Annotated in this window: 7 protein-coding genes and 1 pseudogene; 1 reads left to right on the top strand and 7 read right to left on the bottom strand. The window is 59.5% G+C overall.

Going from position 1 to position 14,766, the window contains the following annotated elements:
• Positions 1–57: 57 nt before the first annotated feature.
• Entirely contained in the window at positions 58–1,485 is a 1,428-nt protein-coding gene (mapR, locus tag F8N12_RS10440) for a GntR family transcriptional regulator MpaR (protein WP_150580351.1), read from the top strand.
• Between the two features lie 75 nt (positions 1,486–1,560).
• On the opposite strand, the gene F8N12_RS10435 is transcribed toward mapR, so the two are convergent.
• The 7 genes and pseudogenes from F8N12_RS10435 to tpx all read right to left on the bottom strand — a co-directional run bounded on the left by F8N12_RS10435 (position 1,561) and on the right by tpx (position 14,581).
• Positions 1,561–2,307 carry an SDR family oxidoreductase gene (locus F8N12_RS10435; RefSeq protein WP_150580350.1) on the bottom strand — a complete coding sequence of 249 codons (747 nt, stop codon included), beginning with the start codon at positions 2,305–2,307 and terminating at the stop codon, positions 1,561–1,563.
• A 228-nt stretch (positions 2,308–2,535) separates the two neighbouring features.
• A pseudogene (locus tag F8N12_RS10430) lies at positions 2,536–4,616 on the bottom strand (putative bifunctional diguanylate cyclase/phosphodiesterase).
• 291 nt (positions 4,617–4,907) lie between these two features.
• Positions 4,908–6,389: an efflux transporter outer membrane subunit gene (locus tag F8N12_RS10425; protein WP_150580349.1), complete on the bottom strand. Its 1,482-nt coding sequence runs from the start codon at positions 6,387–6,389 to the stop codon at positions 4,908–4,910.
• On the bottom strand, positions 6,386–9,493 hold the full coding sequence (locus F8N12_RS10420; protein WP_150580348.1) for an efflux RND transporter permease subunit: 3,108 nt from the start codon (positions 9,491–9,493) through the stop codon (positions 6,386–6,388). Before F8N12_RS10420 ends, F8N12_RS10425 begins: the two co-directional genes overlap by 4 nt.
• Positions 9,490–12,594 (bottom strand): MdtB/MuxB family multidrug efflux RND transporter permease subunit, encoded by a 3,105-nt coding sequence (locus tag F8N12_RS10415; RefSeq protein ID WP_150580347.1) that lies wholly within the window; start codon positions 12,592–12,594, stop codon positions 9,490–9,492. The genes F8N12_RS10420 and F8N12_RS10415 overlap by 4 nt, the downstream gene beginning before the upstream one ends.
• A complete protein-coding gene (locus tag F8N12_RS10410; RefSeq protein ID WP_150580346.1) occupies positions 12,591–13,901 on the bottom strand; it encodes an MdtA/MuxA family multidrug efflux RND transporter periplasmic adaptor subunit in 1,311 nt (436 codons plus the stop codon). The genes F8N12_RS10415 and F8N12_RS10410 overlap by 4 nt, the downstream gene beginning before the upstream one ends.
• Positions 13,902–14,080: 179 nt before the next feature.
• Positions 14,081–14,581: a thiol peroxidase gene (tpx, locus tag F8N12_RS10405; RefSeq protein WP_150580345.1), complete on the bottom strand. Its 501-nt coding sequence runs from the start codon at positions 14,579–14,581 to the stop codon at positions 14,081–14,083.
• Positions 14,582–14,766 lie beyond the last annotated feature (185 nt).

Here is a 14,766-nt window from a genome sequence, read left to right as displayed (position 1 = left end):
AAAAGCCCGCGCAGCAATCATTTCGATCTTTGTGAATGCAACCAATCCAGGCACTCGATGAAGCGCTACGAAAAATTCGCCGACGACATCGCTGAACTGATCCGCTCTGGCGTCCTGGGTCCCGGCGAGCGGGTGCCCTCGGTGCGCTATGCCAGCCAGACTTACGGCGTGAGCCCCTCAACAGTGTTCCAGGCCTATTATCTGCTCGAACGTCGCGGCCTGATTCGCGCCCGGCCGCGATCCGGCTATTTCGTCAATGCCCATGCACCGGCATCGTTCCGCGAGCCGGTGACCCGCCATGAGGTCAGCGAATCTACCGAAGTGGACGTCAGCGAACTGGTGTTCTCGGTCCTCGACTCCATCAAAGATCCGAACACAGTCCCTTTCGGCTCGGCTTTTCCCAGCCCTGCCCTGTTTCCGCTGCAGCGACTGTCGCGCTCACTGTCGAGCGCTACCCGCGACATGGACCCGCGCATGGTCGTCACCGATCTTTCGCCAGGCAATCCGCAACTACGCCGGCAAATCGCGCTGCGCTATAGGGTCGGCGGTTTGATGTTGCCGATGGAAGAACTGCTGATAACTAACGGCGCGCTCGAGGCATTGAACCTGTGCCTGCAAGCCGTCACCGAGCCTGGCGATCTGGTGGCCATCGAAGCGCCTGCATTTTATGCCTGCCTGCAAATCCTCGAACGCTTGAAACTCAAAGCCGTGGAAATCCCGGTGCATCCGCGCGATGGCATCGACCTTGACGTGCTCGCTCAAACGCTGGAACGCCACCCGATCAAGGCCTGCTGGTGCATGACCAGTTTCCACAACCCGATTGGCGCAACCATGCCCGAGTCGAGGAAACAGCAGCTGGTTGAACTGCTGCGCAAGCATGAAGTACCGCTGATTGAAGACGATGTTTACGCCGAACTTTACTATGGGCAACACGCCCCGAAACCCGCCAAGGCTTTTGATACCGAAGGTCTGGTGATGCATTGCGGGTCGTTCGCCAAGAGCCTGGCGCCAGGTTATCGAATTGGCTGGGTGGCCGCTGGACGTTACGCGCAGAAGATCGAACGATTGAAGTTGATGACTTCCCTGTGCGCTTCGATGCCGGCACAGGCGGCAATTGCCGATTACTTGCAGCACGGTGGCTATGACCGGCATCTGCGCAAGCTGCGTTATGCACTGGAGGAACAGCAGAGCGCGATGCTCGCGGCGATTGTTCGCTATTTCCCGGCGCAAACACGGGTCAGTCGGCCAGCGGGCGGTTATTTTCTGTGGCTGGAACTACCAGCGCAGATGGATTCGCTGAAGTTGTTCCAGATGGCGCTGGCGCAGGGCATCAGTATCGCGCCGGGGCCGATTTTTTCACCGACGCAACGATTCAGGAACTGCATTCGGTTGAACTATGGAAGTCCTTGGGATGAGGCATGCGAGCAGGCGATGGAGACGTTGGGTCGAATCATCCGGTCGTTTCCGGAAAGGGAGAACGACTGATCGATTGCCTGCGCGAGCAGGCTCACCCCGAGCCTGCTCGTCAATCCGACACCGAAAGCGAGGAGGCGCTGGTGCTTAACGCCCACCGCCCAGATCCAAAAAAGTCCCGGTGGCGTAGGAAGCCCGGTCCGACAGCAACCACACAATCGCCTCGGCTACTTCATCCGGCCGACCGCCACGCGCCATCGGGATGGCGGATTCGAGTTTGCTGACCCGCTCCGGATCGCCGCTCAAGGCGTGAAAGTCGGTGTAGATGTAACCTGGCCGCACTGCATTGACTCGGATGCCTTCGCCGGCGACTTCCTTCGACAAGCCGATGGTGAAACTGTCCAGCGCCCCTTTTGATGCCGCGTAATCCACGTATTCATTGGGCGAGCCCAGACGCGCCGCGACCGAGGACACGTTGACGATGCTGCCGCCCTGCCCGCCATGCTTGGGCGACATGCGCAGGATGGCGTGCTTGGCGCAGAGGATCGGCGCCAGGACGTTGGTCTTGAGGATTTTCAGAATGCGGAACTCGGACATTTCATCGACCCGGGACTTGTGCCCCACGGTGCCGGCGTTGTTCACCAGCGCGGTGACGCGCCCGAGCTCTGCGTCCACACGATTGAACAGGGCGATCACTTCGTCTTCGATGCTGACGTCGGCGCGAATGGCAATGGCTTGCGCGCCGAGTGCGCGGACCTTTTCCAGAACGTTTTGCGCCGCCTCTTCATCAGACTGGTAATTGATACAGATTCGATAGCCCAACCCCGCGGCCAACAGCGCGGTGGCCGCGCCGATGCCGCGGCTGCCGCCGGTGATGACGATCACTTTGTCCATGCAGCCTGTTCCCCCGTTACACGCTTATGCAGTCGGGGCAAAGGATAACCGCCATCGGGGGTTTTTGCATGACCTGTAGCAGCTGTCGAGCCTGCGAGGCTGCGTCCGCGGGCGCAGCTGTCGCGAGATTATTGGCTGAGTTTTTTCAGGTAAAGGGTGTTGGCCGGTTTGACGACGGCTGCGCCGCCCGACGCAGCCTCGCAGGCTCGACAGCTGCTACGGAATGTTTCAGCCGGCAGCCAACTGCTCGCCGCGGATGATGTCGACCATGAAGCGATCGGCCGGGAGCGGGTGGCCGAGCAAATATCCTTGCAGCGAATCGCACCCCAGTTGCGTCAGGAAATCCTGCTGAACGCCGGTTTCCACCCCTTCAGCGACGATGCGCAACCCCAGGGCCTGACCCAGCGCGACAATGGCCGACACGATGGCCGCATCATCGCTGTCATGCTCCAGATCGCGGACGAAGCCGCGGTCGATTTTCAGTTCGTTGGCCGGCAGGCGTTTAAGGTACATCAGGCTTGAATAACCCGTGCCGAAGTCGTCGATGGACAGATCAACCCCCATGTTTGACAGCTCCTGCAGCACGGTCATGCTCGCGTCGGCGTCACTCATGGCGGTGGTTTCGGTGATTTCCAGGGTCAGACTGTTGGCCGGCAAATGATGTGTGGCCAAGGCTTTGGCGACACTTTGCACAAGTCCGGCATGACAGAACTGCAACGCCGAGAGATTGACTGCGATGCGCCACTGCGTATAGCCAAGGAGGTACCACTCCCGCATTTGCCGACACGCCTCGTTGAGCACCCATTCGCCAATCGGAATGATCAGTCCGGTTTTCTCCGCAAGATCGATGAACTTGTCCGGCAGTAACATGCCATGAGTCGGGTGCACCCAGCGCAAAACGCTTCGGCACCAACCGGACGGCCATTGCTCGCGTCGAATTTGGGTTGGTAATACAGGCTGAACTGGCGCTGATGCAATGCCGTGCGCAAATCCTGCAACAGTTGCAATTGCTTGCGGGCGTCGCTGTTCATCGACGCATCGAAAAAACTGTAGCCGTTTTTACCGGCGCCCTTGGCGTGATACATCGCCGCGTCCGCATTCATCAGCAGCTCATCGGCGGTCTCACCGTTACCCGGGTACAGGGTGATGCCGACACTCGCGGAAATCTGCAGATCATGTTCTGCCACCCGGAACGACCGTGCGATCAAGCCCACCTGCCGTGCGGCCAGGGCCAGCGCGTCGTTGGCCTCTGCCAACTGCACCAGCAGAACGAATTCGTCGCCGCCGATTCGTGCCAGTGTGTCCGGGCTACGCAAATCCTCGCGCAGACGCAAGCCGACTTCACGCAACAACTGATCGCCCATGTGATGGCCGAACGCGTCGTTGACCGGTTTGAATCCATCAAGGTCAATGAACATCAAAGCAAAGTAACCGCCCTGCTCTTGAACCCGCGCCATGGCCTGATTGATTCGATCTGCCAGCAATACGCGATTTGGCAGGCCGGTGAGGTTGTCGTGCAAGGCCAGTTGCTTGAGTTCGCGATTGGCTTGTGTCAACGAAGACGCCAGGCTGGCGGTTCGCGCTTCCAGACGAGCATCGAGGATCGAAGTGAGCAACGCGATGCTCAGTACCGCCAGCGTGGTCACCAGCACCAGGCTGTCGAGGCCTTTGCCGCTGAGACCATTCACTGCCCCACCGCAGAAGCTGCCATCCGGAAAACGCGCGGCAGCCATTGCCGTGTAGTGCATGCCTACGATAGCGATGCCCATGATCACAGCCGCCCCGCCCTGAATCAGGCTCACGTACGGCGAATGCTGGCGCAGCCGGAAGGCGATCCACAACGCCGCACCGGATGCGCCGACGGCGATCAGCAACGAGGCGCTGAACAAGGTCGGATCATAATCGATGCCCGGCTGCATGAGCATGGCGGCCATGCCGGTGTAGTGCATCGCGCTGATGCCGGCGCCCATGACGAGCGCGCCCAAGCCCAGTTGCCACGCCGGTAGTTGCGGTTGACTGACCAGCCACAGGGCGAAACCGCAAGACAGGACCGCCGTGATCAGCGATAACGCCGTGAGGGTTACGTCGTAACCCAGGTCGATCGGCAAATCGAAGGCGAGCATGCCGATAAAATGCATCGACCACACACCGATTCCCATGGGGATAGCGCCGCCCGCCGTCCAGAAATGCACCGCCCGACCTTTGGCAGTGGCGATGCGCCCGGTCAGATCCAGAGCGGTATAGGAGGCAAGAATCGCCACGCAAAGCGAGACAACAACCAGCGAGGTGGAATAGGAACCGATAAGCATGGGGAATCTGTTTCTCGAGACTACCGGCCGGACTGCTTCCATTCTCGGCAGGTCAAATCGCGCGATTGTATAGAATCCCCCAACTAACGCACTGACAAAATAACCAAAATGCCAGCAAGCCGATGAAACGCTTGTTTCAAACTTTCACTAACCGCGAAACGCCCCAAATCCGTAGCAGCTGTCGAGCCCGCGAGGCTGCGTCCGAGGGCGTAGCGGTCGTAATCCAGTCAGTTTTTTACAACCGCTGAGCGCTCTGACGCAGCCTCGCGGGCTCGGCAGCTGCTACAACGATCAGCGTTTTTCAGGCGCCTGCAGAGCGCCATCCCATCCACCGCCCAGGGCCGCGATCAGTTGCACGCTGGCGATCAGCCGGCTTTGCATCAAATCCAGCATGTTGCGCTCATTGTTCAGCGCAGTGGCTTGTACCACCACCACGTCCAGATAAGCGATCAAGCCAGCCTTGTATTGATTCTGTATCAGTTTCAGCGATTCACGCGCCGCATCCAGTGCCTGCTGACGCACCGCCGACTCGTCTTCCAGCACTTTGAGCTGCACCAGGTAGTTTTCCACTTCTCGGAAACCATCGAGCACCGTCTGCCGGTACGCAGCAACCGTTTCGTCGTAAGCCGCTTCGCTGCGATCAACTTCCGCCGAGCGCTGACCGCCATCGAACAAGGTCATCGCCAACTGGGGGCCAACCGACCAGAAACGATTGGGCACACTGAGCCAGTTATTGGTCGTGCTGCTGCTGTAACCGCCATTCAGGCTCAGCGTGAAGTCCGGGTAGTACGCTGCCTTGGCCACCCCAATATTGGCGTTCGCCGCCATCACCGAACGCTCGGCCGAGGCAATGTCCGGCCGCCGTTCGAGCAATTGTGAGGGCAGTGCCAACGGCACATCGGGCAGCGCCGGGATGTTCGAGGTGTCGGCGAGGCCGAACTCGGCCGGAGGCAAACCGATGAGCACCGCGATAGCGTTTTCGAACTGCGCCCGTTGCCAGATCAGATCGACCATTTCGGCTTCAGTGCTTTTCAGTTGCGTAGTCGCCTGGGCCACCGAATCCTTGCCGGAAACGCCTGCGCGATACTGGTTTTCGGTCATTTTCAGGGAACGCTGATAAGCTTCGACGGTAGCTTGCAGCAAGCGACGCTGCTCATCAATTACGCGCAACTGTAGGTAATTCTGCACCAGCTCCGATTGCTGGCTCAGGCGCATTGCTGCCAGATCGGCAAAGCTGGCCTCGGCATTGGCAGTGTCGGCTTCCAGCCCGCGGCGTAATTTGCCCCAGACATCGGCCTCCCAACTCACCCCGGCCTGAGCAGTGTAAGTGTCGCGAATACCGCTCGATGAGCTGGTAAGGCTGGAGCTGCTGCTGCCGGTGCCCTGGCTCGAACGGTTTTTCCCGACCGTCAGATCCACTGTTGGGAAAAAAGCCCCACGCGCGCTGCGCACCAAGGCTTGAGCCTGACGATATTGGGCTTCCGACTGCGCAACAGTCTGGTTGGAGCGGTTGAGACGCTCTATCAACTCATTGAGCTGGCGGTCGCCGTATAACTCCCACCAGGCTCCACGTGCCAGCGAATCACTCGGATTGGCCTGACGCCAACCCGCAGCTTCCTTGTATTGCATCGGGGCGGCGGCCTGCGGACGCTGATAATCCGGGCCGATAGCGCAGGCACTAAGCAGCGCCACGCACAGCGTAAAACTCAGTAAGCGCGAACCTCGCACGATAATCGGCGATACGGGCAGACGGGTGGGCGAACGTTCAGTCATAACGGAGTTTCCAGAGCAGCATCGGTACGCACCCCACGCCAGTGGTTGAAGCCATGGCGCAGTTTATCGAGATAGAGGTAAACCACCGGAGTGGTGTAAAGGGTCAGCACCTGACTGAAAATCAGCCCGCCGATAATGGTCAGGCCTAGCGGCTGGCGCATTTCCGCACCCTCGGCACGGCCGAGAAGCAGCGGCAAGGCGCCGAGGATCGCCGCCAGCGTGGTCATCAGAATCGGTCGCAGGCGTTGCAGGCAGGCGCTGCGGATGGATTCCAGGGGCGCGAGGCCCTGGTGCCGCTCCAGTTGCAAGGCAAGGTCGATCATCAAGATAGCGTTCTTTTTCACCACACCAATCAGCAGGAACAGCCCAAGCAAAGAGATCAGGCTGAACTCGCCGCCCAGAACGTAAATCGACAACAACGCGCCAACCCCCGCCGACGGAAGGGTCGAGAGGATGGTCAGGGGATGGATATAACTCTCATACAGCACGCCCAGCACCAGATAGACCGCTACCAGCGCCCCAAGGATCATCCACGGCTGGCTCTTTTGCGTCGCGGCAAACGCGTCGGCGGTGCCGGACATTTTCGCAATGACACCTTCGGGCAAGCCAACACGGGCGATGGCCCGCTCAATGGCAGCGGTGCCCTGCTCTACCGTCACGCCTTCGGCCATGTCGAACGAGATGTCTTCGGAGGCAAACTGACCTTCGTGGCTGACCCGATCGTCTGCCAGGCTGTTTTCGTAATGGGCAATGGTCGACAGCGGTATCCGCGCGCCGTCGGCAGTGATGACCTTGACCTGATTGAGGGTGATCGGGTCCTGCGCGTACTTCGGATTGACCTCCATGACCACCTGATACTGGTTGAGGCTGTCGTAAATCGTCGAGATCTGCCGCTGGCTATAACCGTTGTTCAACACTGACGTCACCATATTCATGTCAACGCCCAGGCGTTTGGCCTGATCACGGTCGACAATCAGCGTCACCTGCTGCGCGCCGCGCCCTTCACGAGCGTCAATTGCAGTCAATTCCGGCAGCGCCTTCAGCGCGGTTAATACCTTCGGATACCATTCACGCAGCAGCCCCAGATCGCCGCTTTGCAGGATGTAGGAATATTGCGAGGTGGTCTGCTCGCGCCCGCCGCCGAATTGCAGATCCTGATCGGCCATCAGCATCAGCTGCGCCCCGGCGACTTTGGGCATTTCCTTACGCAGCTGCTCAATGACCTGTTGCGCATTGACGCCGCGCTCCTTGATCGGCTTCAACCGTACAAGCATGAAGGCGTTATTGGTGCCGTTGTTGCCGCCAATGAACCCTGCGACGCTTTCCACCGCAGGGTTCTTCAGCACAGCTCGACGGAAGGTCTCCATCTTTGGCTGCATTACGGTAAATGAAAGACCGTCGTCTCCGCGCACGAAACCGATCAGCTGGCCGGTGTCCTGTTGTGGCATAAACGTTTTGGGAACAACCACATACAGGGCGATGTTCACGCCAATTGTCACGAGCAGACTAAGCAACGTCAGGCGCCGATGACGCAGTACCCAGTCGAGGCTGGTGGCGTATTTGCCGACCATCCAGTCATTGGTGCGCTGGCTCCAGCGTTGCAGGCGATTTTCCTGACCCGGTGTGTGCGGCTTCAACCAGCGCGCGCAGAGCATCGGCGTCAGGGTCAGGGAGACCACCAGCGAAACGATGATGGAGGCCGCCAGGGTAATCGAGAACTCGCGGAACAGACTTTCGACGATGCCGCCCATGAACAGAATGGACAGGAACACCGCCACCAGCGACACGTTCATCGACAGCAGGGTAAAGCCGACTTCCTCGGCACCCAGGTAGGCAGCCTTCATTGGCGGCACGCCTTGGTCGATGTGCCGGGAAATGTTTTCCAGCACCACGATGGCATCGTCGACCACCAGCCCGGTGGCGAGAATCAGCGCCATCAGCGACAGGTTGTTCAGCGAAAATCCGTAGAGGTACATCACCGCGAAGGTGCCGACCAGCGACACCGGCACAGCCAGTGTCGGAATCAGTGAGGCGCGAAAATTGCCGAGAAACAGGTACACCACCAGAATCACCAGGGCCACGGCAATCAGCAGGGTCATCTCGGCTTCGTGCAGCGTAGCCTTGATGACCGGTGAACGGTCCATCGCCAGGTTCAGCTTCACACTGGCCGGCAATACCGCTTGCAAGGCTGGCAACTGCGCCTTGATTTCGTTGACCGTCTCGATGATGTTGGCACCGGCCTGTCGGTTGATCACCAACAATACCGCCGCATCGTTATTGAAGAAGCCGCTGTTGTATCGGTCCTCGACACTGTCGCTGACCCTGGCCACGTCCTTCAGGCGCAACGCGGCACCGTCGGCGTAGTGAATGATCAGCGACTCGTAGTCCTTGGCTTTTTCCAGTTGATCGTTGGCCTGCACCTGCCACATCCGCTGATCGTCTTCCACCGACCCTTTGGGTCGGCGTACGTTGGCATTCGCGATGGTAGTGCGCACATCGTCCAGCGCGACCCCATACTGGTTGAGTGCCTGCGGTTCAAGCTCGATGCGCACCGCCGGCAACGAACTGCCGCCGATCTGCACCTCGCCGACCCCCTGCACCTGGGACAGGCTCTGCGACAGAATGGTCGAGGCCAAATCGTAGAGCTGGCCCTTTTCAAGCACATCGGAAGTCAGTGACAGCACCATGATCGGCGCCTGGGACGGATTGACTTTCTTGTAGGTCGGCATGCTGCGCATCCCGCTGGGGAGGAGATTGCGTGAAGCATTGATCGCTGCCTGCACCTCCCGCGCCGCGCCATTGATGTCGCGGTCAAGGTCGAACTGCAAAATCACCCGCGTCGAACCCTGGCTTGAGCGGCTGCTCATGGTATTCACGCCGGCAATGGCGCCGAAGGAACGCTCAAGCGGTGTTGCCACGGACGACGCCATGACCTCCGGACTGGCCCCGGGTAAACTGGCCTGTACCACAATCACCGGAAAGTCCATCTGCGGCAGTGGCGATACCGGCAACAAGCCAAAGCTCACGCCGCCCAGCAACATGATCGCCAGGCTCAGCAACATGGTGGCGACCGGGCGTTTGATGAACGGTCCGGACAGATTCATGGCTGTTCAACCACGGCCGTCGGCTCGGACTTACGACCCCAGCGGCGACCGAGACGGTCGAAGTACAGATAGATCACCGGCGTGGTGAACAATGTGAGCACCTGGCTGAGCAGCAAGCCGCCCACCATCACCAGACCCAACGGCTGACGCAGCTCCGCGCCGGAGCCGGTGGCCAGCATCAAAGGAACAGCCCCGAACAACGCCGCGAGCGTGGTCATCAGAATCGGCCGAAATCGCAGGAGTGCCGCTTGATAGATCGCTGTTTCCGGGTCCAGCCCCTGATTACGCTCGGCGTCCAGGGCAAAGTCGATCATCATGATCGCGTTTTTCTTGACGATGCCGATCAGCAATATGATGCCGATGATCGCAATCATGCCCAGGTCATTGCCGCTCAACAGCAGTGCCAGCAAAGCGCCAACCGCCGCCGAGGGCAAGGTCGACAGGATCGTGATCGGGTGAATGTAGCTCTCGTACAACACGCCAAGCACGATGTACATGGTCACTACCGCAGCGAGAATCAGCAGCAAGGTGCTCGACAGCGAAGCCTGAAAGGCCTCGGCCGCGCCTTGAAACCGGGTCTGCACGCCAATCGGCATGCCGATGTCCTGCTGAACCTGCTCGATAATCTCCACCGCATGCCCCAGCGCCACGCCGGGCGCCAGGTTGAATGACATCATCACCGCCGGAAACTGGCCAATGTGGGTGATTGCCAGTTGCGCCTGTCGCTCTTCAATACGCGCCAGGCTGGACAGGCGTACCTGCCCGCCATCGGTGGTCTTGACGTGAATCTGGTTCAGCGCATCCGGGCCGATTTTCTCGCCCGATTGCGATTGCAGGACAACCCGGTACTGACTGGCCTGGGTATAGATAGTGGAAATCTGCCGCTGTCCGAAAGCGTCGTAAAGTGCATCGGTAATGTTCGACACCGACACGCCGACACGCGACGCTGCATCGCGGTCGATCACCAGGAAGATCTGCAAGCCCTTGTCCTGCAGGTCGCTGGCAACATCGGTCAATTCTGGCCGCTGGGCCAATGCCTCCACCAGTCGGCCGCTCCACAGACTAAGCAACTCCGAATCCGGCGACGACATGCTGAACTGATATTGGGTGCGGCTGACGCGGTCCTCGATGGTCAGGTCCTGCACCGGCTGCATGAACAGACGAATGCCGGGCAGTTTGTCCAGTTCCGGTTGCAGGCGAGCGATCACTTGCGTCGCGCTCAAGTCGCGAGCGCTGTGAGGCTTGAGGTTGATCAGCAGGCGTCCGCTGTTGAGCGTCGAGTTGTCACCGTCGACGCCTATGTAAGACGACAGGCTCTGCACCGCCGGGTCCGCCAGGATTACCTTGGCCAATCCCTGCTGACGCTCGCTCATCGCCGCAAACGAAATCGATTGCGGCGCCTCGGAAATACCCTGGATCACGCCGGTGTCCTGCACCGGGAAAAACCCCTTGGGCACCATCATGTACAGCAACACGGTCAGGGCCAGCGTACCGACAGCGACCAGCAGCGTCAGCGGCTGATGTTTGAGAACCCACGTTAACTTGCGCCCGTAAGCCGCTATCATCCAATCAATTGTTGCGCCACTGGCACGATAAAAACGGCCCTGCTCTGCTTCCTTCGGCTCACGTTTGAGCAGCCGCGCGCACATCATCGGCGTCAGTGTCAGGGACACCACCAGCGAGATGAGAATGGCCACCGCCAGAGTGATGGCAAACTCGCGGAACAGCCGCCCCACCACGTCAGCCATGAACAGCAGGGGAATCAATACGGCGATCAGCGACAAGGTCAGGGAAACCAGGGTAAACCCGATCTGTTTAGCGCCTTTGAGCGCCGCATTCATCGGGGTTTCGCCCTCTTCGATGTAGCGGGAGATGTTCTCGAGCATCACGATGGCATCGTCGACCACAAAACCAGTGGCGATGGTCAACGCCATCAAAGTCAGGTTGTTGACCGAGAAGCCAGCGAGATACATCACGCCAAAAGTGCCAATCAACGACAGCGGCACGGCCACTGAAGGAATGATCGTGGCACTGAAGCGCCGCAGGAAGAGAAAGGTGACCATGACCACCAGCGCAATGGCAATCAGCAATTCATGCTGCACGTCGGTAACGGAGGCACGGATAGTCTGAGTGCGGTCGGTCAGTACAGTGACCTCAAGGCCAGCGGGCAGATTGTCAGTGATGCTCGGCAACAGCGCTTTGATGCGATCAACCACTTCGATGACGTTGGCTCCGGGTTGGCGCTGAATGTTCAGCAGCACGGCCTGGTTTTCGTTGGACCATGCCGCCAGACGTTCGTTCTCCGCCCCATCGACGATCTGCGCGACATCCTTGAGCCGCAACGGCGCGCCATTGGCATAGGCCAGGATCAGATTGGCGTAGTCCTTGGGCGACGTCAGTTGATCGTTCGCGTCGAGCATCGATACGCGGGTCGGGCCGTCGAAATTGCCTTTTGGCTGGTTGACGTTGGAAGCGCCGATCAGCGTGCGCACATCGGACAGGTTCAAGCCATTGGCGGCGAGTGCTTCCGGGTTGACCTTGATCCGCACCGCCTGACGCTGGCCGCCGGCGATGCTGACCATACCGACACCGCTGATCTGGGCAATTTTCTGCGCCATGCGCGTGTCGACGAGGTCATTGAGCTTGGGCAGCAACATTGTTTTCGAGGTGATGGCAAGCGTCAGCACCGGGGTGTCCGCCGGGTTGACCTTGTTGTACACCGGAGGCGCAGGCAGGTCATCAGGCAGTAGATTGGTCGCCGCATTGATCGCCGCTTGCACCTGCTGCTCGGCAACGTCCATGTTGATGTCGAGACTGAAACGCAACGTCAGCACCGAGGCGCCGCCGGAACTGGTCGAGGCCATCTGGGTCAGGCCGGGCATCTGTCCGAATTGACGCTCTAGCGGCGCGGTAACCGCACTGGTCATCACGTCCGGGCTGGCGCCTGGGTACATCGTCATCACGCGGATGGTCGGGTAATCGACCTGGGGCAAGGCCGATACTGGCAGCAGTCGATAGGCAATCACACCGGCCAGAATAATAGCCAGCATGCTGAGAGTCGTCGCTACCGGACGCAGGATGAACAGCCGCGAGATGTTCATGCGCCTCCCTTGTTCGCCTTGTCAGCAGCGCCAGCATCCGGCGCAGTGGCCGATTTGCCCTGCAAGTGTTGAGTCGGGGTGGTCGGCACATCCTTGCTGTCACTGACCACTTCCACTTCACTGCCTTCCTTCAGGCGGTCGGTGCCTTCAAGGACCACGCGGTCACCGACGGCCAGCCCCTCGGTGACGACGGTGTTTTCGCCATCGCTGGCGCCGATTTTCAAGGAGCGGATCGTGACCTTTTTGTCACCGTCCAGCGCGTAGACAAAGGTGCCGTTGGTGCCAAACTGAATCGCAGCCGAAGGTGCCAGAATCACGTCTTTGAGTGTGTCTGCCAACAAATGGACGTTGACGAACTGATTGGGAAACAGAGCCTGATCGCGGTTGTCGTAACGGGCCTTGAATTTGAGGGTGCCGGTGGTGACGTCGATCTGGTTGTCGAGGCTTTGCAATACGCCGGTGGCCTGGATTTTAGTGTCGCCACGGTCCCAGGCTTCAGCGGGCAGCCTGGCGCCTGTGCGATAACGGCTCAGCACCACGTCGAGGCTGTTTTCCGGCAAGGTGAAGGCGACGCTGATCGGTTGCGTCTGGGTGATGATCGCCAGCGCGGTCGTGTCATTGGCGGCCACCAGATTGCCGACGTCGAGTTGACGCAGGCCAACGCGGCCGGCAATCGGTGAGCGTATTTTCGTGAATTCCAGATTGAGCCTGGCGTCGTTGACCGCCGCCTGGTTGGTTTTTACGGTGCCCTGATACTGGCCCACCAGCGCTTCGGCGGTGTCCAGCGTCTGCTTGGCAATACTGTCCTCGCGAAACAGGCCACGGTAGCGCTCGACATCAACCTGAGCGTTTTTCAGCTGCGCCTGATTCTGCAGCAAGGTGCCTTCGGCCTGGAGCAAGGCGTTCTGGTACGGGCGCGGATCGATTTCAGCCAGCAGATCGCCCGCCTTGACCATCTGCCCCTCTTCGAACGAGACCTTGATCAATTCGCCGCCGACCCGGCTACGCACGTTGATAGTGTTGAGTGCCGTTACCGTGCCGAGCGCCTTGTAATAGAGCGGGAAGTCGCCCTTCACCGCAGGCGCCACCCGAACCGGTATTGCCCCCGCTGCGCCGCCGAAGCCTGGACGCATGCCTCCCGCCCGACCGGTCTGCCCGGCTGCCGCTTTCTGCCCCGCCGCTTCTTTTGGCGTAGCGCTGCCGGGCCAGAATTTCCAGCAGAGCACAGCGACCACGAGCACGACAAGCAGGCCGAAAAGCCAGCGACGGGAATTGCGGGGGGAAGATTGCATTGAATGATCAACCATTGGGCGCGAGAGGTTCTTTTACAGGAGGCTGAACGATAAGCACTGGAGCGACTTAAGCAAAGCGCCTTTACCGGCAATTTACCTTCTGCTTACGTAACAGGAGATTCTACTAAAGCATTGAAGCACAAATGAAAACGGCTTGGCGGAGGGCCAAGCCGTTATCAATTGTAATGGTTTACTTATTTCAGGACGGACAGAGCCGCTTCGTAGTTTGGCTCTTCAGCAATTTCCTTGACCAGTTCGCTGTGCAGCACGTTGTCATTTTCGTCCAGTACCACGACGGCACGGGCAGTCAGGCCTTTCAACGGACCGTCGGCAATTGCCACGCCATAGCTTTCAATGAACTCGGCGCCGCGCAGGGTCGACAGGTTCTGCACGTTTTCCAGACCTTCGGCACCGCAGAAACGGGCCTGAGCGAATGGCAGGTCAGCAGAGATGCACAGCACGACCGTGTTGGCCAGTTCATTGGCCTGGGCGTTGAACTTGCGCACCGAAGTCGCGCAGGTCGGGGTGTCGACGCTTGGGAAAATGTTCAAAACTTTGCGCTTGCCGGCGAAGCTCGCCAGGGTCACGTCGGACAGATTGCCGGCCACCAGAGAAAAGGCTGGTGCCTTGGAACCGGCTTGCGGCAGTTGACCGTTGACTTGAACCGGAGTGCCTTTGAGAGTGACTTGAGCCATGAACGGAGTCCTTCTGAACGTTGATATGGAAATTCGACGAGGCAGAAGTTAACCATGAAATTTGCCGGGGACCTATCCCCGACACAAAATGGAAAAATTCTCCCTGCTTGCTAACACAAAGTGCGGCTGGCCGGCGCTCACCTTTTCTACGTCTTTTTCGTTCGTCTACGCGAACAGGCTGCCGC

The organism is Pseudomonas fluorescens (assembly GCF_902497625.1).
GTDB classification, from domain to species: domain Bacteria; phylum Pseudomonadota; class Gammaproteobacteria; order Pseudomonadales; family Pseudomonadaceae; genus Aquipseudomonas; species Aquipseudomonas fluorescens_BQ.
This window is presented reverse-complemented; position numbering and strand designations above follow the sequence as displayed.

Coding starts and splice junctions, on each gene's coding strand:
- mapR (WP_150580351.1), top strand. CDS start 58: ATGAAGCGCTACGAAAAATTCGCCGACGACATCGCTGAACTGATCCGC.
- F8N12_RS10435 (WP_150580350.1), bottom strand. CDS start 2,307: ATGGACAAAGTGATCGTCATCACCGGCGGCAGCCGCGGCATCGGCGCG.
- F8N12_RS10425 (WP_150580349.1), bottom strand. CDS start 6,389: ATGACTGAACGTTCGCCCACCCGTCTGCCCGTATCGCCGATTATCGTG.
- F8N12_RS10420 (WP_150580348.1), bottom strand. CDS start 9,493: ATGAATCTGTCCGGACCGTTCATCAAACGCCCGGTCGCCACCATGTTG.
- F8N12_RS10415 (WP_150580347.1), bottom strand. CDS start 12,594: ATGAACATCTCGCGGCTGTTCATCCTGCGTCCGGTAGCGACGACTCTC.
- F8N12_RS10410 (WP_150580346.1), bottom strand. CDS start 13,901: ATGGTTGATCATTCAATGCAATCTTCCCCCCGCAATTCCCGTCGCTGG.
- tpx (WP_150580345.1), bottom strand. CDS start 14,581: ATGGCTCAAGTCACTCTCAAAGGCACTCCGGTTCAAGTCAACGGTCAA.